Origin of the sequence: Pseudomonas sp. GW456-12-10-14-LB2 (assembly GCF_002884345.1) — a bacterium.
Lineage (GTDB): Bacteria > Pseudomonadota > Gammaproteobacteria > Pseudomonadales > Pseudomonadaceae > Aquipseudomonas > Aquipseudomonas paraglycinae.
The window spans coordinates 13,445-37,267 of the sequence record NZ_POHV01000029.1 but is presented as its reverse complement, the minus strand read 5'-3'; the positions used below and the strand labels follow the sequence as shown (position 1 = coordinate 37,267).

The window sequence follows — 23,823 nt, the reverse complement described above, 5'->3', positions numbered from 1 at the left end:
ATCCTCAGCGCTTTTCATTCAAGTCATTGCGGAGCCAGAATCAGCCCTTGAGTACGCGCGCCAGCGTCGACTTCACCTTGCCCATGCCGTCATGCAGCGCCTGCTCGATCTCGGCCATGGTGATCACTTCAGTGGTCTTGCCCGCCGCCGGGTTCACCACCAGAGACAGGCAGGCGTAATCCAGATCCAGCTCTCGGGCCAGCGCCGCTTCCGGCATGCCGGTCATGCCAACGATATCGCAGCCATCACGCTCCAGACGCACGATCTCGGCCACGGTTTCCAGACGCGGGCCCTGTGTGCAGGCGTAAACGCCCTGATCGCTGTACTCGCAACCTTCAGCGGCCAATGCAGCAATCAGTTGCTGACGCAGCGGTTCGCTGTAGGGAAAGCTGAAGTCGATGTGTGTGACATGTTCCAGGTCATCGGCGAAATAGGTGTGCTCGCGACCGCTGGTGTAGTCCACGATCTGATGCGGCACGCAGAAATGTCCGGTGCCCATTGCAGGATGAATCCCACCCACGGCGTTGACCGCGATGATCGCTTGGGCTCCGGCCTGCTTCAACGCCCACAGGTTGGCGCGGTAGTTGACCTTGTGCGGCGGGAAGCGATGCGGGTGACCGTGACGAGCAAGGAACAGCACTTCCTTGCCGGCGTACTCACCAATCTGAACCTCGGCCGATGGCGCGCCATAAGGCGTGTCCACCGCCAGCGACTGACGAATGCTCAGGCCTTCCAGCTGGGTCAGGCCGGTGCCGCCGATGATTGCGTAAACCGTCATAGCGAAAAATCCTTAATCGATCAGTTGAGCGTCTTTGAGCGCGCCGACAGCGGTCAGCCAGCGCGGATCCTGACGGTATTCGGTGTTGGCGAACGCCTGACCGCGCATACGTGCGATACGCGGCGACGGCTTGACCTTCATGCGCTGCGCGGCGCTCAGGGCCAGTTCGGCGGCCGCGCGATCGTTGCACACCAGGCCCATGTCACAACCGGCACTGAGTGCCGCTTCGATACGGCTGGCGGCGTCACCGACCACGTGCGCGCCGGCCATCGACAGGTCATCGCTGAAGATAACGCCGTCGAACTGCAGCTCGCCGCGCAGGATGTCCTGCAACCAGCGCCGGGAGAAACCGGCGGGCTGCGCATCAACTTGCGGGTAAATGACGTGGGCCGGCATGACGGCGGCCAGTTGCTTGCTGAGCCTGGCGAACGGCACGAGGTCGTTGGCGCGGATCTCTTCGAGGCTGCGCTCGTCGTTGGGGATTGCGACGTGGGAGTCGGCTTCCGCCCAGCCATGGCCAGGGAAATGCTTGCCGGTGGCGGCCATGCCGGCGCTGTTCATGCCTTTGATGAATGCGCCGGCGAGTAGCGCGGCGCGCTCCGGGTCGCCTTCGAACGAACGGGTGCCGACGACGGCGCTGCGCTGGTAATCCAGATCCAGCACCGGCGCGAAGCTCAGGTCGAGGCCGACCGCCAACACTTCGGTGGCCATGATCCAGCCGCACTGCTCGGCCAGATACTCGGCGTTCGGGTTATCAGCAATGGCGCGCATGGCCGGCAAACGGACGAAGCCCTGACGTAGGCGCTGGACGCGACCGCCCTCCTGGTCGACAGCCAACAGCAAGTCCGGACGAATGGCACGGATCGCCGCGCTCAGTTCGCGCACCTGGCGCGGATGCTCGATGTTGCGGGCAAAGATGATCAGGCCGCCCACTTCGGGCTGGCGCAACAATTGGCGATCTTCGGCCGTCAGCCAGGTACCGGCGACGTCCACCATCAACGAGCCTTGCAGGCCAGCAGTCATAGAGATTCCTTGAAAACGAAAAACCCGTCGCTCACGAAATCACCACCAGGGGCATGGCCCGGCGGGTCGGTGATTTCAATGAGAAACGGGTTCAGAACGAGAGTCGACATGGGCGGCTAGCTTAGCGGATGTCAGCTGCCGCGCCCACCCATGGACGGTTAAACCTTGGCAGGTGCCGGCGCGGACTTGCTGCGTGGTCGCAACTGCGCGGTGGCCATGGCCGTGTCGGTGACGCCGGTTTCGGCACGCATGCCGGCTGCCAGGAATGGCACCATCAGACGCATCACCTGTTCGATGGAGGTGTTGACACCGAAATCGGTCTCGGCAATCGCGCGCAGGGCCTTGATACCCGACATGCTGAACGCCGCAGCGCCGAGCATAAAGTGCACGCGCCAGAACAGTTCGATCGGAGGAATGCGCGGTGCAGCTTCGTTCACCAACAACATGTAGCGGCGGAATACTTTGCCGTACATGTCTTCCAGATAACGACGCAAGTGTCCCTGGCTCTGACTGAACGCCAAACCCAGCAGGCGCATGAAAATTGACAGATCGTTGCCGCTGCGTGGCTGAACCACCAGCGCTTGCTCGACGAGGATTTCCAGCAGCTCTTCGAGCGAAGGCTTGTTCTCTGGCTTGGCCTGGCGGCGCTCCAGCTCTTTGTCGAGACTGATGCAGAACGGACCGAGGAAGCGCGAGAAAACTGCCTGGATCAGCGCCTTCTTCGAACCGAAGTGATAGTTCACCGCAGCGAGGTTGACCCCTGCCTTGCTGGTGATCAGACGCAATGAGGTTTCAGCGAAACCTTTTTCCGCGAACAGCTGTTCTGCAGCATCAAGAATGCGTTCAACGGTTTCCGACTGGGCCATGGCTACTCCGCCTGACAAACACTTGTTTGAAACATACGTTTCAGCCTATGCCTTGTCAAGCCTGCCAGTTCGTTTTGGGAATGGTCGGTCAGTTATTTAACCACAACAAGGACGCCACATTAATCAGCGTCGTCACTGACCGTCCGGCGGCATGGCAAAAAACGATCATTGCCAAGACTGCTTCACTGTATATAATCCCAGTCACTGTATAAAAAGACAGAGCGATCAATATGCTTAAGCTGACGCCACGCCAAGCCGAGATTCTGGCCTTTATCAAACGCTGCCTCGAAGACAACGGCTACCCGCCGACCCGTGCGGAAATCGCTCAGGAACTGGGTTTCAAATCGCCCAACGCGGCCGAAGAGCACCTCAAGGCGCTCGCTCGCAAAGGCGCAATCGAGATGACTCCCGGTGCCTCTCGCGGCATTCGCATCCCAGGCTTCGAAGCCAAGGTCGACGAATCCACCCTGCCGATCATCGGTCGAGTGGCTGCCGGCGCGCCGATTCTCGCCCAGCAGCACATCGAAGAGTCCTGCAACATCAACCCCGCCTTCTTCCATCCACGCGCCGACTATCTGTTGCGCGTCCACGGCATGAGCATGAAGGACATCGGCATTTTCGACGGCGACCTGCTGGCGGTTCACACCACCCGCGAGGCGCGCAACGGTCAGATCGTGGTTGCGCGGATCGGCGACGAAGTTACCGTCAAACGCTTCAAGCGTGACGGCAGCAAAGTCTGGCTGATTGCCGAAAACCCCGAGTTCGCCCCTATCGAAGTCAACCTGAAAGACCAGGAACTGGTGATCGAAGGCTTGAGTGTCGGCGTAATCCGCCGCTAAAGGAGGCTTTATGCAGTTCCCACACGTACCTCAGCAAACACAACTGCCGTTGTTCGAGGCATTTCTGGCGCAGCCCCTCGCCCCCATCCTCAAAGATGTCGTCGAGCGTCCGTGGAATACCGAACCTGAAGCGTTCAGCGAGCTGTCACTGCGCGGCGCGACCGGGAACTGCCTGAGCCTGCTGGCACCGATTCTTCGCGAACTGAGCGAGGATCAGGACGCACGCTGGCTGACCCTGATTGCACCGCCTGCCAGCCTGACCCAGACCTGGCTACGGGACGCAGGATTGAATCGCGAACGCATCCTGCTGTTACAACCGCGCGGCGCTCAAAGCGCCCAGCAACTGGCCTGCGAAGCATTACGCCTGGGCCGCAGCCACACGGTCGTCACGTGGCTGAACACACTGAGCGCAGGGTCACGGCAACAGCTGATCAGCGCCGCCCGCACCGGGGACGCTCAAAGCCTGAACATTCGTTTGGGGTGATTCAGCAACAATGTGCGCCATGTAAAGCGCAGGGCTTCTCCAGGGATAGAGAAGCCGATCTGGAGCAGTAACTGACAGACAGCGGATCAATGAAGAACCCGCGGCCCCTCATCCTTATCGAATTCGCCTTCAACCATACGCCCCGCCATTTGCACGCCGACGCTCAACATCGCTTTGGCAATTTCAACGTGCTGGCCCTGCAGAAACGCCTTGGCATCCTCGGAGAAATCCAGAGTCACCAGAGAACCCTCGTCCTCGGCCCTGCGCAGTTCGATTCGGCCGTCTGGTAGCTCGACAATTTCTAGAAAGGACGTTGGCATATGGGTCTGTTCTCCACGAAAGGCAGGGATTATATAGACATCATTCAGGCTTCGCTCGGGATCTTGACCAGCAGCACGCCTCTCGTCGCCGCCAGTCCAAAGTTCCTCAGCACTCGTTCAAGCCTTCACGGAAGCGAATCGCCAGCCCTTTGAGGTTCTGCCGCCAGCTCTCGAGCTCTTCGCGGCTCAGCTCTTCAACCACCTCTTCTTCATCCAGATTCACGGTCTGAATCAACGGCTGCGTCACATCGCCCTTCGGTTTGTGTGGCACCCGTGGTGGCTGAAACAGCGCCGAGTGCGCAGCCAGCAATTTAGCCAGCCAAGTCTCCGGGTTGCCTGCCAGCTCAATCATTTCCGCCAGCTCTGGAATGGCAATCGACTCCAGCACTTCGCGGGTCAGCAAGGCTTCCGCCCGCGACGCATTGGCTTGCGGCAGACGGTAGAAGCCGGCGATTTCATGACACAGCCCCAACAACGCACCGTAGAGATGAAACAGTGCGGATTCGCGCCCGGCCTGAATCAGCGCCAGCGAATTCATCGCCCGCCCCTCTTCGGCCCTGGCCAGCGCTTCCAGCGACAAACCCGCGAAATAGATCTTCTGATTGGTACGGGTATAGAGCTCGTGGGCCATGTCGGCACTCTCCACAACGAAATAATTGCTTCACACAGGCCGGACAGTGTCATGGATCAGCCGATCCGACCGCAAGCATTAAACAAAAAGGCCGCATGAAAACCCGAAGGTTGTCATGCGGCCTTTTGTGTTGAAGATGCCCAGTCAGGACCACCTTCAGATCAACGCCTGCTCAAGCCTTGGCTTTCGCCGGACGCTTGTCTTCAACCGTCCACTTGCCACCGTCAAAGAACGCTTTCCAGCCTGTCGGCTTGCCGTCGACTTCGGTCTGAACGTATTGCTCCTTGGTCTTGCGGCTGTAGCGGATCACGGCTGGCAGACCATCCGGATCCTTCTGCGGCGCTTCACACAGGAAATGATACTTCGGATCGATCTCGTCCTTGTGCGGCAGAATCTCGATCACCAGCGGAGCACGGGTCTCGCGGTTTTTCGGGAACTGACTGGCCGCCAGGAACAGGCCGGACGCACCGTCACGCAGGATGTAGGTGTCGTTGACCTTCTCGCATTTCAGCTCAGGCATCTTCACCGGATCCATCTTCGGCGGCGCCGCATCACCGCTCTTCAGCAGCTTGCGGGTGTTCTTGCACGTCGGGTTGGTGCAACCGAAGAACTTGCCGAAACGGCCGGTCTTGAGCTGCATCTCGCTGCCGCACTTGTCGCATTCCAGGCTAGGACCTTCGTAGCCCTTGATGCGGTAGCTGCCTTCTTCGATTTCGTAGCCGGCGCAATCAGGGTTGTTACCGCAGATGTGCAGCTTGCGCTTCTCGTCGAGCAGGTAGGCGTCCATCGCTGTGCTGCAGATCGGGCAGCGATGCTTGCCGCGCAGTACCAGGGATTCCGACTCACCCTCGTCATCCGCCGCGATTTCGTCGCCCGGCACCAGGTTGACGGTGGCCTTGCAGCGCTCTTTCGGCGGCAGGCTGTAGCCCGAGCAGCCGAGGAACACGCCGGTCGATGCAGTACGGATCTGCATTGGACGGCCGCAAGTGGTGCATGGAATATCGGTCATCACCGGCTGGTTGGCACGCATGCCGGCTTCCGGATTCTCCGCCACTTCGAGTTTTTTCTTGAAGTCGCCGTAGAACTCGTCCAGCACGTTTTTCCAGTCGCGCTCGCCCTGAGCCACGTCATCGAGATTCTCTTCCATGCCGGCGGTGAAGCCGTAGTCCATGAGATTCGAGAAGCTTTCCGACAGACGCTCGGTAACGATGTCGCCCATCTTTTCCGAATAGAAACGACGGTTGTGCAGGGTCACGTAGCCGCGATCCTGAATGGTCGAGATGATCGCTGCGTAGGTCGAAGGACGACCGATGCCGCGCTTTTCCATTTCCTTCACCAGGCTGGCTTCCGAATAACGGGCCGGCGGCTTGGTGAAGTGCTGGGACGGATCGAGCTTGATCAGCTTCATCACGTCGCCCTGCGCCATGTCGGGCAAAACGTCGTCATCGCCAGGCTTGGTGATTTGCGGCAGCACGCGGGTGTAACCGTCGAACTTCAGAATGCGGCCCTTGGCGCGCAGCTCGAAGTCGCCGGCAGCGACGCTGACGGTAGTCGACAGGTACTGCGCCGGCAGCATCTGGCAAGCCAGGAACTGGCGCCAGATCAGCTCGTAGAGGCGCTCAGCGTCGCGCTCCATGCCGGCCAGCTTGGCTGGCGTGGTGTTGGCGTCAGACGGACGAATCGCTTCGTGAGCCTCTTGTGCGCCTTCCTTGCTGCTGTAGACGTTCGGCGACTCTGGCAGGTACTTCTTGCCGAATTCGGTTTCGATGTAATCGCGCGCCATCGCCACGGCATCAGCCGAGAGGTTGGTCGAGTCGGTACGCATATAAGTGATGTAGCCGGCTTCGTAGAGACGCTGGGCCATCATCATGGTTTTCTTCACACCGAAGCCCAAGCGGTTGCTCGCGGCCTGTTGCAGTGTGGAGGTGATGAACGGTGCCGACGGTTTGCTGCTGGTCGGCTTGTCTTCACGCTTGACGATACTGTAGCTGGAGGATTTTAGCTTCTCCAGCGCGGCCGTGGCCTGCGCTTCGTTCAGTGGTTTGAAGGCTTCGCCTTTCTCGCGAGCCACTTCGAAACGCACGGTCGAACCTTTGGCGGTGCCGAGATCGGCATGCACTTCCCAGTACTCTTCCGGGTTGAACGCACGAATCTCACGCTCACGCTCCACCACCAGTTTCACGGCAACCGATTGCACGCGACCGGCAGACAGGCCACGAGCGATCTTGGCCCACAGCAGCGGCGAGACCATGTAGCCGACGACGCGGTCGAGGAAACGACGGGCCTGCTGCGCGTTCACTCGATCAATGTCGAGTTCGCCCGGCTCCGAGAAGGCTTCCTGAATCGCCTTCTTGGTGATTTCGTTGAACACCACGCGCTTGTAGCGGCTGTCGTCACCACCGATGGCTTCGCGCAGGTGCCAGGCAATGGCTTCCCCCTCGCGATCCAAGTCGGTTGCGAGATAGATGGTGTCAGCATCCTTGGCGAGCCGGCGCAGCTCTTCGATGACCTTTTCCTTGCCCGGGAGGATCTCGTACTTGGCTTTCCAGCCATGCTCGGGATCGACACCCATGCGCGAGACCAGCTGCTTGCGCGCCTTCTCTTTCGGCGACAGCGCTGGCGCTTCGCCCGCAGCAGCCTTGCCGCGCTTGGCGGCAGGCTCCTTGCTGGCGCTAGCCGAACCGCTGGTGGGCAGGTCTCGGATATGGCCGATACTCGACTTCACCACGTATTGGTTGCCCAGATACTTGTTGATGGTCTTGGCCTTAGCCGGGGATTCCACAATGACCAGCGATTTGCCCATGGATCAGAAAATTCCTGAATTCTAGAAGTGAAAGGCGGTTGGCGCCTGACGCGGCACCGCTATATATAGTGGCTACAAGGTGAGGTCAAGCGCAGGGTTTTGCGCGCACTCGCCTTACGGCTTCGAAAAAAGGCTCGGTTCGGCTTGCACCAAAGCAAAGCGTGGGACCTGCTCCCCGTCAACCTCGACGGACTCCAGGAACATGCTCAAGGGACGCACCCAAAAGCCGTAATCGCCATACAGGGCTTGGTAAAAGACCACTTCTTCTTCGGTCTCGGAATGCCGCGCAACACTGAATACGCGGTACTGCGGACCTTTGTAATGTTGGTAGAGCCCAGGTTGTATCGGCATGCTTCGGCCCTCACTCAAATTTTTTCAAAATAAAAACAAAAATAAATCCGCAAAAACAAAAACCGGGGCACTTGGCCCCGGCTTCCATCGACGAGACGCTTAAACGCGTTCGAAGACGGTGGAGATGCCTTGGCCGAGGCCAATGCACATGGTGGCCACCCCGAAGGTGCCGCCATTCTGCTTCATCACGTTCAGCAAAGTGCCGGAAATACGGGCACCGGAGCAACCGAACGGGTGACCCAGGGCGATCGCGCCGCCGTGCAGGTTAACCTTCTCATTCATCTTGTCGAGCACTTTCAGGTCTTTCAGCACTGGCAGGGCCTGTGCGGCGAACGCTTCATTGAGCTCGAAGAAGTCGATATCGTTGATACCCAGGCCGGCACGTTTCAGTGCTTTCTGAGTAGCCGGTACCGGACCATAGCCCATGATGGCCGGGTCCACACCCGCTACCGCCATCGAGCGAATCACGGCCAGAGGCTGGATGCCCAGGTCTTGCGCACGCTGTGCCGACATCACGATCATGCACGAAGCACCATCGGTGATCTGCGACGAAGTACCGGCCGTTACGGTGCCGCCCTTTGGATTGAACGCCGGCTTCAGAGCCGCCAGACTTTCCAGGGTGGTTTCCGGACGAATGGTTTCATCGTAGTCGAAGGTTTTCAGGAAACCGTTCTCGTCGTAACCCTGCATCGGGATGATTTCGTCCTTGAACTTGCCTTCCACAGTCGCCTTGTGGGCCAACTGGTGGGAACGCACGCCAAAGGCGTCCTGCTGTTCGCGGGTGATGCCGTGCATTTTGCCCAGCATTTCAGCGGTCAGGCCCATCATGCCCGAGGCTTTCGCCGCGTACAGGGACATGTGCGGGTTCGGATCGACACCGTGCATCATGCTTACGTGGCCCATATGCTCGACGCCGCCAACCACGAACACGTCACCGTTACCGGTCATGATCGCTTGCGCAGCAGTGTGCAGCGCGCTCATCGACGAGCCGCACAGACGGCTGACGGTCTGGCCGGCCGAGGTGTGAGGGATCTGGGTCATCAGCGACGCCATGCGCGCGATGTTCCAGCCTTGTTCCAGGGTCTGGTTCACACAGCCCCAGATCACGTCCTCGACTTCGGCAGGATCGACCTTGGTGTTGCGTTCCAGCAGTTTGCTGATCAGGTGCGCCGACATGTCTTCGGCGCGGGTGTTGCGGTGCATGCCGCCCTTGGAGCGGCCCATCGGAGTACGACCGAAGTCGACAATCACGACGTCTCTAGGATTCAAGCTCATAAGTTCACTCTCACTCTAGTTGGGGGCGCTTAACCGAAGAAGCTCTGGCCGTTCTTGGCCATTTCGCGCAGCTTCGCGGTCGGGTGGTACAGCGCGCCCAAATCAGCGTACTGGTCGGCCAGGGCAACGAACTCGGCAACACCGATCGAGTCGATGTAGCGCAGCGCACCGCCACGGAATGGAGGGAAACCAATACCGTAGACCAGACCCATGTCGGCTTCGGCGGCGGTTTCGACGATGCCGTCTTCCAGGCAACGCACGGTTTCCAGGCACAGCGGGACCATCATCCAGTTGATGATGTCTTCGTCAGTGACTTCGCGCTGCTCGTAGACGATCGGCTTGAGCACTTCCAGTACCGACGGATCGGCGACTTTCTTCTGTTTGCCTTTCTTGTCGGCCTCGTAGGCGTAGAAGCCCTTGCCGTTCTTCTGACCCAGACGCTTGGCTTCGTAAAGCACGTCGATGGCCGAACGACGGTCGTCCTTCATCCGGTCCGGGAAGCCTTCAGCCATTACGTCGCGACCGTGGTGGCCGGTGTCGATGCCGACCACGTCCATCAGGTACGCCGGGCCCATCGGCCAGCCGAATTTTTCCATGATCTTGTCGATACGGACGAAGTCCACACCGGCGCTGACCAGTTTGGCGAAGCCGCCGAAGTACGGGAACAGTACGCGGTTGACCAGGAAGCCCGGGCAGTCGTTGACGACGATCGGGTTCTTGCCCATTTTCTTGGCGTAGGCAACGGTGGTGGCGATGGCCAGCTCGCTGGACTTCTCGCCACGGATCACTTCCACCAGCGGCATCATGTGCACCGGGTTGAAGAAGTGCATGCCGACAAAGTTTTCCGGACGCTTGAGGGCCTTGGCCAGCAGGCTGATGGAAATGGTCGAGGTGTTGGACGCGAGGATGGTGTCCTCTTTGACCTTGTCTTCGACTTCCGCCAGAACGGCTTGCTTGACCTTCGGGTTCTCGACCACGGCTTCAACGACCAGGTCGACGTGACCGAAATCGCCGTAGGACAGCGTAGGACGAATGCCGTTGAGCACTTCAGCCATTTTCGCGGCGGTCATGCGGCCTTTATCAACGCGACCGACCAGCAGCTTGGCGGCTTCAGCCAGACCTTGCTCGATGCCGTGCTCGTTGATGTCCTTCATCAGGATCGGCGTACCTTTGGAAGCCGACTGATAGGCGATACCGCCACCCATGATGCCGGCGCCCAGTACGGCAGCCTGCTTCACGTCTTTGGCGATTTCGTCATAGGCCTTGGCCTTTTTCTTCAGTTCCTGATCGTTCAGGAACAGACCGATCAAGCTCTGCGCGGCAGAGGTCTTGGCCAGTTTCACGAAACCTGCGGCTTCGACTTCCAGCGCCTTGTCACGACCGAAGTTCGCGGCTTTCTGGATGGTCTTGATCGCTTCAACCGGGGCCGGGTAGTTCGGGCCGGCCTGGCCAGCCACGAAACCTTTGGCGGTTTCGAAAGCCATCATTTGTTCAATGGCGTTCAGCTTGAGCTTTTCCAGCTTAGGCTGGCGCTTGGCCTTGTAGTCGAACTCGCCGGAGACGGCGCGCTTGATCAGCTCAAGGGCGGCATCCTGCAGTTTTTCAGGGGCAACCACGGCATCGACGGCGCCGACTTTCAGCGCGTCTTCAGGACGGTTTTCCTTGCCGGCGGCGATCCACTCGATGGCGTTGTCGGCACCGATCAGGCGCGGCAGACGCACGGTACCGCCGAAGCCCGGGTAGATGCCCAGTTTGACTTCCGGCAGACCGATCTTGGCCTTGGTCGACATGACGCGGTAGTCCGCTGCCAGGCACATTTCCAGACCGCCGCCCAGGGCGATGCCGTTGATCGCGGCGACGGTCGGAACGTTGAGGTCTTCGAAATCGCTGAAGATCTTGTTGGCTTCGAGATTGCCAGCAACCAGCTCGGCATCCGGCAGCTTGAAGTTGTCGACAAATTCGGTGATGTCGGCGCCGACGATGAATACGTCCTTGCCACTGCTGACGATCACGCCCTTGATCGAAGCATCTGCCTTGATGGTGTCTACGGCCTGACGCAGTTCGTTCAGGGTAAGACGGTTGAACTTGTTGACGGACTCACCCTTGAGGTCGAATTTCAATTCGACGATGCCACTTTCAAGAGCTTTAACCGTGATGGCTTTACCTTCGTAAATCATCAACTGATCTCCACGATATGGAAGCTGAACAGTACACGTCGGACGCAGGCAAATGGCTCGGCAGGACGTTTTTTCGTCGATGCTGACACTCATCCACCCGGCACACCCGCCAACGCGATAGTCGGGATTCTGTAGGAGCAGTCTGCAATACAAACGCTCAATTCATACGCCCGTTTGATTTGGGTACGCCACCTTCACGGAATTTCCGACAATTGTCAATCGCCCTAAATACGGGTTGAAATTCGACTTTGCGGTCATTTCTGTAGGACGCAGCCCGGCCACACACGCTTGCATGTGAGGGCATTCATAAGATTAATAGTTAGAAAAGTCGCCCTAATTCGCCGCAAGCCTTGTTTAACAGGCTACGCTGGCTGGACTACGAAGGAAAACACGCGCAGATTTGCTGACCGGATGACGTCGGTTCAACGCCAAAAAGAATTTCCGGCCTGCCTGGCCAACCCCGCCCGATGAATCATGTCGGGCTTTTTATTGCGCGTCTGCCGGGCGTTTCGCACCGTTGCAGCGCGAAAAGTCCGCAAGTCATGCCAGCGCTTTCAGCGTGGCATCAATCTCCAGCAAAACCGACGCATCCCCCTTCTCGCCCCAATAGAGGGCGATCATCTGCTTGTCGGCGTCGACCTTGAAAACGTTGCCCGGCAATTTTTCGAAATGATTGAGCAACAGCGGATCGTCACAGACTTCCTGCCACTGATTCACCCAAACCCCCGGGGATTTCTGCCAATACGTCCAGCACGCCGGCTGCTTGCCTCGGCGTGGCCGATGGTATTGAGCGCACGGGTTTGGCGGCTCCTGAGACATCCAGTGCGGCCACTCCTGAGGCGCCAGCTGCATGGCCAGACCGATACGTCGGGCCTCAGTGCGCAAGGCTATCCGGCCACTCTGTGCACGTGACGGACGCAACCACGCCAGCGGACTCAACACCACCAGCAGGATTGACACCACCAGCCAGACCGTCATATCTCTACTCCCGTTTTGTCATGAGCCCATTGCGTCACTTTGGAACCAATGCGCTTGAAACCAGCCATACTTAACAATATTGATCCCTCACGAGGAGCACCTCATGCCCTACCACCATATCCTGGTCGCCGTAGATCTGACCGAAGAGTGCGACCCTGTGATCCACCGCGCCCGAGAGCTGTCGGTGAGCAATGGCGCCAAGCTGTCGCTGGTGCATATCGTCGAACCGATGGCCATGGCCTTCGGCGGTGACGTACCGATGGATCTGTCACAACTGCAACAACAGCAATTCGATCAGGCCAAGGAACGCCTTGAACGCCTGAAGCACAAGTACACCGAGCTCGAAGGCGCCAACTGCCACCTGACCTACGGCCAGCCGCGTCAGGAAATCCACCATTTCGCCAAGGAACAGCAATGCGACCTGATCGTGGTCGGCAGCCATGGCCGGCATGGTCTGGCGCTGTTGCTGGGCTCGACCGCCAACGACGTGCTGCACGGCGCACCGTGCGATGTGCTGGCGGTGCATCTGGTCAAGCGCTGATCCCAGGCACTTGTGAAAAGCTAAAAAAGCCCGACGCCCATCACTGGACGCCGGGCTTTTTCATACATTGAAACAATCAGGTGTCCAGTTCGGCCCAACGCTCCACCAGTGCATCCAGCTCGGCCTGCAACTGCTCCAGAGAAGCGATCACCTTGGCCGTCTCGGCCGGCGGACGCTGATAGAAGCCGGCCTCGGCCATTTCAGCCTCGACAGCAGCAATCTGCTGTTCTTTAGCGTCGATGTCGCCCGGCAGCGCTTCCAGCTCGCGCTGAAGCTTGTAGCTCAACTTCTTCTTCGCAGCCGGTGCCGCAGCAACCGGCGCGGCAACCGGTGCCGGTTCGGCAGTGACCACCGCCGAGTTCAGGTCGGCCTTGCCGGACTTGCTTTCGGTCACGCCCAGCAGACGCGGCGAGCCGCCCTGACGGATCCAGTCCTGATAGCCACCGACGTATTCGCGAACCTTGCCTTCACCTTCGAATACCAAGGTGCTGGTGACCACGTTGTCGAGGAATGCCCGGTCGTGGCTGACCATCAGCACAGTGCCGTTGAAGGTCAGCAGCACTTCTTCGAGCAGCTCGAGGGTTTCCACGTCGAGGTCGTTGGTGGGTTCGTCGAGTACCAGCAGGTTCGCCGGCTTGCTGAACAATTTGGCCAGCAACAGACGCGCACGCTCGCCACCGGACAACGCCTTCACCGGCGTGCGGGCACGCTGCGGGCTGAACAGGAAGTCGCCGAGGTAGCTCAGCACGTGGCGGCTCTGGCCGTCGATATCGATGAAGTCGCGACCTTCGGCGACGTTGTCGATCACGGTCTTTTCCAGATCCAGCTGATGGCGCAACTGGTCGAAGTAGGCCACATCGATCTTGGTGCCCTCTTCCACTTTGCCGCTGGTCGGTTGCAGACCGCTGAGCATCAGTTTCAGCAGGGTGGTCTTGCCGGTACCATTGGCGCCGAGCAGACCGATCCGGTCGCCACGCTGCAGCACCATGGAGAAATCACGGATCAGGAACGGACCGCCAGGATGCGCGAAGCTCACGTTATCCAGCACCATCACCTGCTTGCCGGACTTCTCCGCTGTTTCCAGCTGGATGTTGGCCTTGCCGGTGCGCTCGCGACGCTCGCTGCGCTCCACGCGCAATGCTTTCAGCGCACGTACGCGGCCTTCGTTACGGGTGCGGCGGGCCTTGATGCCCTGGCGAATCCACACTTCTTCCTGGGCCAGACGCTTGTCGAACAGCGCGTTGGCGGTTTCTTCGGCCGCCAGTGCGGCTTCTTTATGAACGAGGAAACTGGCGTAGTCGCCGTTCCAGTCGATCAGGCCACCCCGATCCAGTTCGAGGATGCGGGTGGCAAGGTTTTGCAGGAAGGAACGGTCGTGCGTGATGAACAGCACGGCGCCCTGGAAATCCTTCAGCGCTTCTTCAAGCCAGGCAATCGCACCGATGTCCAGGTGGTTGGTCGGTTCGTCGAGCAGCAGCAGATCCGGCTCGGACACCAGCGCCTGCGCCAGCAGCACACGACGACGCCAGCCGCCGGACAGTTCGGCGAGGGTCTTGTCGGCCGGCAATTGCAGGCGGCTCAGGGTGCTGTCGACCAGGGTCTGCAAGCGCCAGCCATCGCGGGCTTCGAGGTCGTGCTGAACGTGCATCAGCTTGTCCAGATCGGCATCGGTGACGATGTTCTGGCTCAGGTGATGGTATTCGGCGAGCAAGGCGCCGACGCCGTCGAGGCCTTCGGCAACCACGTCGAACACTGTCCGCTCGTCGGCCACCGGCAATTCCTGTGGCAATTCACCGATTTTCAGACCGGGGGCACGCCACACCGAGCCGTCATCAGGCTTCTGGTCGCCCTTGACCAGTTTCATCATGCTGGATTTGCCAGTGCCGTTGCGGCCGATGATGCACACCCGCTCACCACGGGCGATCTGCCAGGACACCTTGTCCAACAACGGCATCGCGCCGAATGCAAGGGACACATCGCTGAATTTGAGCAGGGTCATGAGCTTCTCCAAAAACCGGGCGCGCATTCTACCTGAATCGGGGCCCGAGCAGGCCGGCAATTTCGCCGCTGACGCACTCTGCACAACAATTGTTGCGAACTTGTGCTGCAAGGCCGGCAAAGCTTTCGCCGCCTGCTGGCAAAAGGCTAAGCTACAGACAATTCAGTGCGGGTTTTGGGCCGGCACTTGTCATGATTTCTCTGCCCGGATGTCTCATGCGCAGTCGCCTCTTCAGTGTTTTGTCATGTTTGCTGCTTTCCGCCGCTGCCGTTCAATCCGCCCAGGCGGTGGACCTGTCCACCCAACGCCAGTATTACGATGAAGCCAAGCGCGCCCTGGCCAAGGGCGACACCGGCCCGTATTTCCGTTACAGCCAGGCCCTCGCCGATTATCCGCTGGAGCCGTACCTCGCCTACGACGAGCTGACCGCCCGGCTGAAAACCGCCAGCAACGCGGAGATCGAAAAATTCCTCGCCGAACACGGTGACCTGCCCCAGGCCAACTGGATGAAACTGCGCTGGCTGCGCTGGCTGGCCGATCGCGGCGACTGGGCGACGTTCGTCAAGTATTACGACCCCAAACTGAATTTCACCGAACTGGACTGCCTCAACGCGCAGTACCAGATCAGCCACAACAAGAAGGCCGAGGGCTACGCCAACGCCGAGAAACTGTGGCTGACCGGTAAATCCCAGCCCGCCGCCTGCGATGCGCTGTTCGGAATGTGGGCCGCCGAAGGTCAGTTGACCGAACAGAAACGCTGGGAACGCGCCAAACTCGCCGCCCAGCACCGCAACTATCCGCTGGCCAACAGCCTGGTCAACGGCCTGACCACCCTCGCCCCGCGCGGCCGCCTGCTGGTGGACGTGGCGCAGAAACCGGAATTGCTCAACCAGCCGTCGCGCTTCACGCCGGCCGATGAACCGATGTCGGACGTGGTCAGCCTCGGCCTGCGCCGCCTCGCGCGTCAGGACCCGGACAAGGCCATGGCCCTGCTAGACGGTTATGCCAGCAGCATGCATTTCTCCCGGGATGAAAAAGTCGCGATCGCCCGGGAAATCGGCCTGACGCTGGCCCGCCGCTTCGACAGCCGCGCGCTGGACGTGATGACCAAATACGATCCGGAGCTGCGCGACAACACCGTGTCCGAATGGCGCCTGCGTCTGTTGTTGCGTCTGGCGCGCTGGGATGACGCCTACCAACTGACCCGCCGTTTGCCACAGGACCTGGCCACCACCAACCGCTGGCGCTACTGGCAGGCCCGCAGCCTGGAACTGGCGCAACCGCAGAACCCGGAAGCACAGACGCTGTACAAGAACCTGTCGCGGGAACGTGATTTCTACGGCTTCCTCGCCGCTGACCGCTCGCAATCGCCGTACTCGCTGAACAACAAGCCGCTGGTGCTCAGTCAGACGCTGATCAACAAAGTGCGCAACACCCCTGGCGTACGTCGTGCACTGGAGTTCCACGCCCGTGGGCAGATCGTCGACGGTCGCCGCGAGTGGTATCACGTCAGCCGGCATTTCAACCGCGACGAGATGGTCGCCCAGGCAAAACTGGCCTACGACCTGAAATGGTACTTCCCGGCTATCCGCACCATCAGTCAGGCGCAGTACTGGGATGATCTGGACATCCGCTTCCCGATGGCTCACCGCGACACTCTGGTACGCGAAGCCAAGGTGCGCGGCCTGCATTCGAGCTGGGTGTTCGCCATCACCCGCCAGGAAAGTGCGTTCATGGACGACGCCCGCTCCAGCGTCGGCGCCAGCGGCCTGATGCAACTGATGCCCGGCACCGCCAAGGAAACCGCGCGCAAGTTCAGCATTCCGTTGGCCTCGCCGCAGCAAGTGCTGGATCCGGATAAAAACATCCAGCTCGGCGCCGCCTATCTGAGCCAGGTGCACAGCCAGTTCAACGGCAACCGCGTGCTCGCCTCCGCCGCCTACAACGCCGGCCCCGGCCGCGTGCGCCAATGGCTGCGCGGCGCAGACCACCTGAGCTTCGACGTGTGGGTGGAAAGCATCCCGTTCGACGAAACCCGCCAGTACGTACAGAATGTGTTGTCCTATTCGGTGATCTACGGCCAGAAACTCAACTCGCCACAGCCGCTGGTGGACTGGCATGAGCGGTATTTCGACGATCAGTGATCGGGGCGCGTATCGCCGATAGATCGATGTAAACAAAAATGCCCGCATCAAGAGATGCGGGCATTTTTTATGGCGCTCTACTAGGTCGGTTACTTAGTCGGTTACTTGGTCGGTCAAAGCCTGATGACCATCACTGAACTGCAACGCCGCCAGCCGCGCATAGAGCGGATTGCTCGCAATCAGCTCCTGATGCGTACCAATCGCCACCAGTTTGCCCTGATCCATCACCGCGATCCGGTCGGCGTTTTTCACCGTGGCCAACCGGTGGGCGATCACCAGTGTGGTGCGGTTTTGCATCAGGCTCGGCAGCGCTTGCTGGATCAGGTGTTCGCTCTGGGCGTCGAGGGCGCTGGTGGCTTCGTCAAGCAACAGGATCGGTGCATCCACCAACAGCGCCCGGGCGATGGCCAGGCGCTGGCGTTGGCCGCCTGACAGGCCGAGGCCGCCGTCGCCCAGGTGGGTCTGGTAACCGTCGGGCATCTGTTCGATGAAGTCGTGGGCGTGGGCAATTTTCGCAGCTTCCCGCACCTGCTCCAGCGTGGCGGTCGGGCAGCCGTAGCGAATGTTCTCTTCGACACTGCCGAAAAACAGCGCCGGAGTTTGCGAGACCAACGCGAAGCAACGACGCAGGTCCAGCGGATCAAGGCTCGTCAGCGGCACGCCATCAATAAGGATTTGCCCTTCCCGGGGATCGTAGAAACGCAGCAACAAGTCATACACCGTGGACTTGCCCGCGCCGGAGGGCCCTACGAGCGCGAGAGTTTCGCCGGCGTTGATCGTCAGACTCAAGCCATCGACGGCGAGGCTTTCGGGACGCGAAGGGTAGGAAAAACGCACTTCCTGCAGTTCCAGCTCGCCTTCGACCCGTTCCGGCAACGTCACTAGTCCGGTGGTCGGGGGCTGGATGATGTTCTCCGAACGCAGCAGTTCGGCGATGCGCTCGGCAGCGCCGGCTGCTCGCTGCAATTCACCGATGACCTCACTCAACGTGCCAAACGCACTGCCGACGATCAGGCTGTAGAACACGAACGCCGCCAGTTCACCCGCAGAAATCCGCCCCGCAATCACGTCCATGCCGCCGACCCACAACATCACCGCGACGGCGCCGAGCACCAGCACGATCACCAGGGTGATCAGCCAGGCCCGCTGGAAAATCCGTTTGCGCGCGGTTTCGAACGCCTGCTCGACAGTACTGGCGAAACGCTCTTCATCCTGCACCTGATGGTTGTAGGCCTGTACGGTCTTGATCTGGCCAAGAGTCTCCGAAACATAGCTGCCAATGTCAGCGATCCGGTCCTGACTCAGCCGGGAGAGGTTACGCACGCGGCGGCCGAAAATCAGGATCGGCGCAATTACCAGCGGTAGTGCGATCACCACGATGCTGGTGAGCTTGGGGTTGGTGATGAACAGCAGCACCACCCCGCCGATGACCATCAGCAAATTGCGCAGGAACAGCGACAGCGACGAGCCGATCACCGATTGCAGCAGCGTGGTGTCAGCGGTCAGCCGCGACTGGATTTCCGAACTGCGGTTGTCCTCGTAAAACCCGGGATGCAGGTACACCAGATGGTTGAATACCTGTCGACGGATGTCCGCCACCACGCGCTCACCGATCCACGACACCAGATAAAAACGCGCAAACGTGCCGACCGCCAGGCCGAATACCAAAAGCATGAACAGGCCTATGGATTGATTGAGCAGGTGCGGCGACTGGGTCATGAAGCCTCGATCGACCAGCAACTTGATGCCCTGCCCCATCGACAGGGTAATGCCGGCCGTGACGATCAGCGCGAGCAGTGCGCCGAAGGCCGGCCAGCGATAGGGAGCAAGGAAATGACTGGTCAGGCGCAAGGCCCGGCGGTGGCGCGAGGAAAGCATCGGGATCATTCAGATTCACGTCGTGTGCTGATGGATAGGGCCAGCCTACAGACTCAAATGGGGTGGAACTCTGTAAATCACAATGAGTCAGGTTAAATATGACCGGTCCGACTACTCCCTAGATGCTATTGGTCTAAGGTCCGGGTTGAGACAGACGGTCATTTCTGTTTGAGTGGAGATGCCGTTCCGGACCGACCGCAGGGAGTTGTCACAGCCTGGTCACCTGACGGTTTTAATCTAGGCACACAACCTGATGAGGAGACAGGCCATGTCCTTGCAAAACAGCAGCGATGACAAAATTGAAGTGATCCGCACCAAGCCCGGCCAACCTCTGGGTTGCTCGATCATCGATAAGGATGGGCGCGAAGTGCCAATCACTGAAGACATGATCCAGGACGCCTGCCGCGAACTGGAGAAGCGATTGGTCAAGCCTGCCGAACAAGAGTGATATCGCCACCGTCTTCCTGACCCGGCCCCTGCAGGCCGGGTTTTTTCTGCCCGCTGTTTATACGGCCACAGCGCCCAACGCGGTCACGATCTGGCGCAAGGCCGGCGAATCACCGTCGATCCGCACTTTCAAACCTTCGATCTCGCGTCGCGACGGATACTGTTTGCGCAGCAAATCAAACGCGGCACGTTGCTCACCGACGCCGCCCAGCAGCGTGCGACGGAAATCCGCGTCGTCCCGGCGCGGGTCGTACACGCCACGGCACAACATCGCCAGCGCCCAGGCCGGATCGCTGTCGGCATGCAGGGAAACTTCCGACAACCATGGTGCCGGCAGCAGATCACCGAGCTGAATGCTGGCGGGCTCACCGATAAATTCGCAGTACGCCTGATAGATCTGCGCGGTGCCGCGCTGTTTGCCGTCGAGGCTGTAACCGGCAATGTGCGGCGTTGCCAGCACGCAGAGTTCGGCCAGCGCGACATCGACTTGCGGCTCGGCCTCCCAGACATCGAGCACCGCTTGCAAGTCTTCACGCTCCAGCAGCACTTCGCGCAACGCGGTGTTATCCACCACCGGACCGCGAGCCGCGTTGATCAACCAGGCGCCGGGCTTGAGCTGCTGCAAACGCTGCTCGTCGAACAAATGCCAGGTCGCACCGTCACCGCTGCGGGTCAGCGGGGTGTGCAGGCTGATCACGTCGCACTGCGCGATGACGTGCTCCAGGCTGACATAGTCGCCGCCCTCGGCCGCCTGACGCGGCGGGTCACAGACTTTCACGTTCCAGCCCAGGCCTTTGAGCACCTTGATCAGGCGACCGCCGACCTCACCGGCGCCGATCACACCGTAAGTGCGCTCACGCAAATCGACACCTTCGATTTCAGCCAGGGTCATCAGACTGCCGAGTACGTAATCAACCACGCCCCGGGCATTGCAGCCGGGCGCGCTGGACCAGGTGATCCCGGCCTCATTGAAGTAATCGAGATCCAGATGATCGGTGCCGATAGTGCAGGTGCCGACAAAACGCACCTTGCTGCCTTCAAGCAGTGCGCGGTTGACGTTGGTCACCGAGCGCACCAGCAATACATCGGCCTGTTCGACCGTGGCCCGGTCGATGGAACGGCCCGGTATCCGGCGAATCTCACCGAAACCGGCAAAAAAGGCATCGAGCAGCGGGATATTTTCGTCGGCAACAATCAGCATGGCGGGGCTCCTTGGGCGGATCGGCAGTGTAGGCGCTGGGACTGCGATGAGCCAGCAGGCTGTTCTTTCTTGATCGGTCGAAGGCGATTACAAATCCGCAACAGAGGATTTTTCCTGACCACAACGTCAGCGGCGTAGAATGCCCGGCCTTGCGCATCAACCCCTGTGGACGCTTTGCCTGTGAATTCCGTGACTGACCGCCCCGCTGCCGTTTCCCTCAACCGCCCTGCCCGGGTTCGCCTGGAGCTGAAGAATCTGCTCGGCCTGGCCCTGCCGATCATGATCGCGCAACTGGCGACCACCGCCATGGGCTTCGTCGATGCGGTGATGGCCGGGCGCGTCGGGCCGAAGGATCTCGCGGCCGTGGCGCTGGGCAACTCGATCTGGGTGCCGGTGTTCCTGCTGATGACCGGCACCCTGTTGGCCACCACGCCTAAAGTCGCCCAGCGCTTCGGCGCCGGCACCCACAGCGAAATCGGCCCGATCGTGCGCCAGGCCTTGTGGCTGGCACTGGTGGTGGGCCTGATGGCGACTACGATGCTGTTCAGCGCCGAACCGATCCTGCACCTGATGAAAGTCGATCCGGAGCTGATCGGCCCGTGCATGCAGTACCTGCACGGCATCGCCAGCGGTCTGCCAGCCGTTGCCTTCTACCATGTGCTGCGCTGCACCAGTGATGGCCTCGGCCGCACGCGGCCGGCGATGGTGCTGGGCCTGTGTGGGCTGGCGCTGAACATTCCGCTCAACTACGTGTTCATTTATGGTCACTTCGGCGTTCCGGCCATGGGCGGCGTCGGTTGCGGCTGGGCCACGGCCATCGTGATGTGGGTGATGGCGCTGGGTCTGGCCGGTTACGAGCGCTGGGCGCCGGCCTACAAGTCGAGCGAACTGTTCAGCCGTTTCGACTGGCCGCAATGGGCGGTGATCAAGCGTTTGCTGGCCATCGGTCTGCCGATCGGCATCGCGGTGTTTGCCGAGTCGAGCATTTTCGCGGTGATCGCGCTGCTGATCGGCAGCCTCGGCGCCACCGTGGTGGCCGGGCACCAGATCGCGCTGAACGTCAGCTCGCTGGTGTTCATGATTCCGTATTCGCTGGGCATGGCCGTGACCGTGCGCGTCGGCCAGGCTCTGGGCCGTGAAGAACCCCGTGAAGCGCGATTCGCAGCGGGCGTCGGCATGGGCACTGCACTGGCTTACGCCTGCCTGTCGGCGAGCATGATGCTGCTAATGCGCGAACACATTGCGGCGATCTACACGTCGGATCCGATGGTGATTCACATCGCGGCGATGCTGATCGTGTATTCGGCGCTGTTCCAGTTTTCCGACGCGATTCAGGTTACTGCCGCCGGTGCGTTGCGCGGATATCAGGACACTCGCGTGACGATGATCCTGACCCTGTTCGCCTATTGGGGCATCGGCCTGCCGGTAGGTTACGCCCTCGGCCTGACCGACTGGCTCGGCGAGCCACGCGGCCCGAGCGGCTTGTGGGAAGGCCTGATCGTCGGCCTGAGCTGCGCGGCGCTGATGCTGTCGATCCGCCTGACGCGCAGTGCACGCAAACGCATTCGCATCAGCCGTTCGATGGGCTGACCGGCCATAAAAAAAGACCTGCACATGCAGGTCTTTTTTTTGCCTTCCGATCAACCGGACTTCTTGCGAATCCAGTACAGATAGGTCCCGGCTTCTTCGTGCTGCCCCACCAGTTCATGGTCGAGAAACACGCAGAACTTGGGGATGTCGCGACGGGTCGACGGGTCGGTGGCGATCACCTTGAGCAGGCCGCCGGGCACCAGGTCACGGATGTGCTGGTGCAGCATCATCACCGGCTCCGGGCAGTTGAGGCCCGTAGCGTCGAGGGTGCCGTCGACCGGCGTATTGATCATTTCACTCATGATTCACTCCTGAAACTGGCCGGCATTGTCGCCCAATGCCGGGTGTTCGGTCACCTGTCGCGCGCTCAGCGGGCTTTGGTTTTCTTCACGTCATGGCGGCGCAAATGGCAGGTCACTTCCTCGCGGTCGTGGTAAAGCTGCTTGCAGCCGATGTCGACCTTGATCCCGCGGGCCTTGAAACCGTCGGCGATGCGTTCGAGCAGGCGCTTCACTTCAGCGTAACGCTGCTTCATCGGCAACTTGAGGTTGACCACCGCTTCCCGGCAATGCCCCTCGCCGATCCACTCTTCGAGCATCGCGGCATTGCGCGCCGGCTTCTCGACGATGTCGCAGACCATCCAGTCCACCGGTTGCTTAGGTTTGAAGGTAAAACCGTCGGCCATCAAGTGCTGCACCAGACCGGTGTCCATCAGGCTTTCGGCCATCGGGCCGTTGTCGATGGCGGTCACCAGCATGCCGCGATTGACCAGTTGCCAGGTCCAGCCGCCCGGCGCCGCGCCGAGGTCGACGCCGGTCATGTCGCTGTGCAGGCGATCTTCCCACTGATCGCGCGGGATGAAGTGGTGCCAGGCCTCTTCCAGCTTCAGGGTCGAACGGCTCGGCGCCTCACGAGGGAACTTCAGACGTGGAATGCCCATCGGCCACATCGCCGAGTTACCGGCATCGGCCAGACCTAGAAACACTTCACGGCCGCTCTTGAAGGTCAGCAGCAGACGCGGCTTGCTGGCGTCCTCCACCAGTTTGCCGGCGCCGGTCAGGGCCTTGCGCAGCGGGCCTTCGAACTTCTTGCAGAAGTTCGACAGCTCCTTGCCATCGTTGGTGTCGACGACTTCCAGCCACAGGCTGCCACACACCGGGAATTCAGCCATGTGCGCGAGGATCACGCTGATGCGGTCGGTTTCCGGCAGATCGATGAAAAACCCGCGCGCCCACTGGCGCGGGAAGATCAGCTCGGCGAAACGCTGACCGCGCATCAGGCGCTCGGCACCGTCTTCTTCGGTGCAGACGAACTCGGCGCAAGCGGTGGCCGGTTTGGCCTTGGCATAGCCGGCCACGTTGAGTTGGGCGGCGAGGTCGGAAATCTCCGAACAGACTTCGCCTTCGAAGCCTGGCCGGCAATGCATGAATAGGGTGTTCATTCTTACTCCTGGGCAGAGGGCGATCATTCATCCCCTGCGCGATGCCCAGACCCTGCA

Annotated in this window: 21 protein-coding genes; 6 read left to right on the top strand and 15 right to left on the bottom strand. The window is 60.4% G+C overall.

Annotated elements, in window-relative coordinates:
- Positions 1-40 precede the first annotated feature (40 nt).
- From C1X29_RS19775 to C1X29_RS19765, 3 genes are all read right to left on the bottom strand, one after another.
- Positions 41-778, bottom strand: a complete 738-nt coding sequence (locus C1X29_RS19775; protein ID WP_102718170.1) for an S-methyl-5'-thioinosine phosphorylase — start codon at positions 776-778, stop codon at positions 41-43.
- A 12-nt stretch (positions 779-790) separates the two neighbouring features.
- The gene (gene nagZ, locus C1X29_RS19770; protein ID WP_169432674.1) at positions 791-1,789 is read right to left on the bottom strand and encodes a beta-N-acetylhexosaminidase; all 999 of its coding nucleotides are present in this window, start codon (positions 1,787-1,789) and stop codon (positions 791-793) included.
- 170 nt (positions 1,790-1,959) lie between these two features.
- Positions 1,960-2,667: a TetR/AcrR family transcriptional regulator gene (locus C1X29_RS19765; RefSeq protein WP_007953037.1), complete on the bottom strand. Its 708-nt coding sequence runs from the start codon at positions 2,665-2,667 to the stop codon at positions 1,960-1,962.
- A gap of 230 nt (positions 2,668-2,897) precedes the next feature.
- On the opposite strand from C1X29_RS19765, the gene lexA reads away from it, so the two are divergent.
- Complete coding sequence (gene lexA, locus C1X29_RS19760; protein ID WP_007953044.1) at positions 2,898-3,506, top strand: transcriptional repressor LexA; 609 nt, start codon at positions 2,898-2,900, stop codon at positions 3,504-3,506.
- 10 nt (positions 3,507-3,516) lie between these two features.
- A complete protein-coding gene (gene sulA, locus C1X29_RS19755) occupies positions 3,517-3,990 on the top strand; it encodes an SOS-induced cell division inhibitor SulA (RefSeq protein WP_085748343.1) in 474 nt (157 codons plus the stop codon).
- Positions 3,991-4,076: 86 nt separating this feature from the next.
- Here the strand turns inward: sulA and C1X29_RS19750 are convergent, their stop codons facing one another.
- The 7 genes from C1X29_RS19750 to C1X29_RS19715 form a co-directional block, all read right to left on the bottom strand.
- Positions 4,077-4,310, bottom strand: a complete 234-nt coding sequence (locus C1X29_RS19750; protein WP_007953047.1) for a hypothetical protein — start codon at positions 4,308-4,310, stop codon at positions 4,077-4,079.
- A gap of 106 nt (positions 4,311-4,416) precedes the next feature.
- Complete coding sequence (locus tag C1X29_RS19745) at positions 4,417-4,941, bottom strand: DUF6586 family protein (protein ID WP_085748342.1); 525 nt, start codon at positions 4,939-4,941, stop codon at positions 4,417-4,419.
- Positions 4,942-5,113: 172 nt separating this feature from the next.
- The gene (gene topA, locus C1X29_RS19740) at positions 5,114-7,744 is read right to left on the bottom strand and encodes a type I DNA topoisomerase (protein WP_007953057.1); all 2,631 of its coding nucleotides are present in this window, start codon (positions 7,742-7,744) and stop codon (positions 5,114-5,116) included.
- Positions 7,745-7,858: 114 nt separating this feature from the next.
- Positions 7,859-8,095 (bottom strand): DUF1653 domain-containing protein, encoded by a 237-nt coding sequence (locus C1X29_RS19735; protein ID WP_007953059.1) that lies wholly within the window; start codon positions 8,093-8,095, stop codon positions 7,859-7,861.
- 99 nt (positions 8,096-8,194) lie between these two features.
- Entirely contained in the window at positions 8,195-9,370 is a 1,176-nt protein-coding gene (gene fadA, locus C1X29_RS19730; protein WP_007953060.1) for an acetyl-CoA C-acyltransferase FadA, read from the bottom strand.
- A gap of 29 nt (positions 9,371-9,399) precedes the next feature.
- Entirely contained in the window at positions 9,400-11,547 is a 2,148-nt protein-coding gene (gene fadB / locus C1X29_RS19725) for a fatty acid oxidation complex subunit alpha FadB (RefSeq protein ID WP_102718169.1), read from the bottom strand.
- A 540-nt stretch (positions 11,548-12,087) separates the two neighbouring features.
- The gene (locus C1X29_RS19715) at positions 12,088-12,525 is read right to left on the bottom strand and encodes a hypothetical protein (RefSeq protein WP_102718168.1); all 438 of its coding nucleotides are present in this window, start codon (positions 12,523-12,525) and stop codon (positions 12,088-12,090) included.
- A gap of 103 nt (positions 12,526-12,628) precedes the next feature.
- On the opposite strand from C1X29_RS19715, the gene C1X29_RS19710 reads away from it, so the two are divergent.
- Complete coding sequence (locus C1X29_RS19710; protein WP_011335197.1) at positions 12,629-13,066, top strand: universal stress protein; 438 nt, start codon at positions 12,629-12,631, stop codon at positions 13,064-13,066.
- Between the two features lie 76 nt (positions 13,067-13,142).
- Here the strand turns inward: C1X29_RS19710 and C1X29_RS19705 are convergent, their stop codons facing one another.
- Positions 13,143-15,065, bottom strand: a complete 1,923-nt coding sequence (locus tag C1X29_RS19705; protein ID WP_102718167.1) for an ATP-binding cassette domain-containing protein — start codon at positions 15,063-15,065, stop codon at positions 13,143-13,145.
- 215 nt (positions 15,066-15,280) lie between these two features.
- Between C1X29_RS19705 and C1X29_RS19695 the strand changes: the two genes are divergently transcribed.
- The gene (locus tag C1X29_RS19695; RefSeq protein ID WP_102718166.1) at positions 15,281-17,209 is read left to right on the top strand and encodes a transglycosylase SLT domain-containing protein; all 1,929 of its coding nucleotides are present in this window, start codon (positions 15,281-15,283) and stop codon (positions 17,207-17,209) included.
- A gap of 93 nt (positions 17,210-17,302) precedes the next feature.
- Here the strand turns inward: C1X29_RS19695 and C1X29_RS19690 are convergent, their stop codons facing one another.
- The gene (locus C1X29_RS19690) at positions 17,303-19,096 is read right to left on the bottom strand and encodes an ABC transporter transmembrane domain-containing protein (RefSeq protein ID WP_173940198.1); all 1,794 of its coding nucleotides are present in this window, start codon (positions 19,094-19,096) and stop codon (positions 17,303-17,305) included.
- 259 nt (positions 19,097-19,355) lie between these two features.
- Between C1X29_RS19690 and C1X29_RS19685 the strand changes: the two genes are divergently transcribed.
- On the top strand, positions 19,356-19,535 hold the full coding sequence (locus C1X29_RS19685) for a PA1571 family protein (protein WP_102688099.1): 180 nt from the start codon (positions 19,356-19,358) through the stop codon (positions 19,533-19,535).
- Between the two features lie 57 nt (positions 19,536-19,592).
- On the opposite strand, the gene pdxB is transcribed toward C1X29_RS19685, so the two are convergent.
- On the bottom strand, positions 19,593-20,735 hold the full coding sequence (pdxB, locus tag C1X29_RS19680) for a 4-phosphoerythronate dehydrogenase PdxB (protein ID WP_102718164.1): 1,143 nt from the start codon (positions 20,733-20,735) through the stop codon (positions 19,593-19,595).
- Positions 20,736-20,915: 180 nt separating this feature from the next.
- Between pdxB and C1X29_RS19675 the strand changes: the two genes are divergently transcribed.
- Positions 20,916-22,325, top strand: coding sequence for an MATE family efflux transporter (locus C1X29_RS19675; protein ID WP_007953077.1), 1,410 nt, complete (start codon positions 20,916-20,918; stop codon positions 22,323-22,325).
- Between the two features lie 50 nt (positions 22,326-22,375).
- Here C1X29_RS19675 and tusA read toward each other — a convergent pair whose 3' ends face one another.
- On the bottom strand, positions 22,376-22,627 hold the full coding sequence (gene tusA / locus C1X29_RS19670) for a sulfurtransferase TusA (RefSeq protein ID WP_011335204.1): 252 nt from the start codon (positions 22,625-22,627) through the stop codon (positions 22,376-22,378).
- 65 nt (positions 22,628-22,692) lie between these two features.
- Positions 22,693-23,766, bottom strand: coding sequence for a 23S rRNA (cytidine(2498)-2'-O)-methyltransferase RlmM (gene rlmM, locus C1X29_RS19665; RefSeq protein WP_102688096.1), 1,074 nt, complete (start codon positions 23,764-23,766; stop codon positions 22,693-22,695).
- Positions 23,767-23,823 lie beyond the last annotated feature (57 nt).

Coding starts and splice junctions, on each gene's coding strand:
- C1X29_RS19695 (WP_102718166.1), top strand. CDS start 15,281: ATGCGCAGTCGCCTCTTCAGTGTTTTGTCATGTTTGCTGCTTTCCGCC.
- pdxB (WP_102718164.1), bottom strand. CDS start 20,735: ATGCTGATTGTTGCCGACGAAAATATCCCGCTGCTCGATGCCTTTTTT.
- tusA (WP_011335204.1), bottom strand. CDS start 22,627: ATGAGTGAAATGATCAATACGCCGGTCGACGGCACCCTCGACGCTACG.
- C1X29_RS19685 (WP_102688099.1), top strand. CDS start 19,356: ATGTCCTTGCAAAACAGCAGCGATGACAAAATTGAAGTGATCCGCACC.
- C1X29_RS19745 (WP_085748342.1), bottom strand. CDS start 4,941: ATGGCCCACGAGCTCTATACCCGTACCAATCAGAAGATCTATTTCGCG.
- C1X29_RS19735 (WP_007953059.1), bottom strand. CDS start 8,095: ATGCCGATACAACCTGGGCTCTACCAACATTACAAAGGTCCGCAGTAC.
- rlmM (WP_102688096.1), bottom strand. CDS start 23,766: ATGAACACCCTATTCATGCATTGCCGGCCAGGCTTCGAAGGCGAAGTC.
- C1X29_RS19750 (WP_007953047.1), bottom strand. CDS start 4,310: ATGCCAACGTCCTTTCTAGAAATTGTCGAGCTACCAGACGGCCGAATC.
- C1X29_RS19690 (WP_173940198.1), bottom strand. CDS start 19,096: ATGATCCCGATGCTTTCCTCGCGCCACCGCCGGGCCTTGCGCCTGACC.
- C1X29_RS19710 (WP_011335197.1), top strand. CDS start 12,629: ATGCCCTACCACCATATCCTGGTCGCCGTAGATCTGACCGAAGAGTGC.
- fadB (WP_102718169.1), bottom strand. CDS start 11,547: ATGATTTACGAAGGTAAAGCCATCACGGTTAAAGCTCTTGAAAGTGGC.
- C1X29_RS19775 (WP_102718170.1), bottom strand. CDS start 778: ATGACGGTTTACGCAATCATCGGCGGCACCGGCCTGACCCAGCTGGAA.
- topA (WP_007953057.1), bottom strand. CDS start 7,744: ATGGGCAAATCGCTGGTCATTGTGGAATCCCCGGCTAAGGCCAAGACC.
- sulA (WP_085748343.1), top strand. CDS start 3,517: ATGCAGTTCCCACACGTACCTCAGCAAACACAACTGCCGTTGTTCGAG.
- C1X29_RS19765 (WP_007953037.1), bottom strand. CDS start 2,667: ATGGCCCAGTCGGAAACCGTTGAACGCATTCTTGATGCTGCAGAACAG.
- C1X29_RS19705 (WP_102718167.1), bottom strand. CDS start 15,065: ATGACCCTGCTCAAATTCAGCGATGTGTCCCTTGCATTCGGCGCGATG.
- C1X29_RS19715 (WP_102718168.1), bottom strand. CDS start 12,525: ATGACGGTCTGGCTGGTGGTGTCAATCCTGCTGGTGGTGTTGAGTCCG.
- fadA (WP_007953060.1), bottom strand. CDS start 9,370: ATGAGCTTGAATCCTAGAGACGTCGTGATTGTCGACTTCGGTCGTACT.
- lexA (WP_007953044.1), top strand. CDS start 2,898: ATGCTTAAGCTGACGCCACGCCAAGCCGAGATTCTGGCCTTTATCAAA.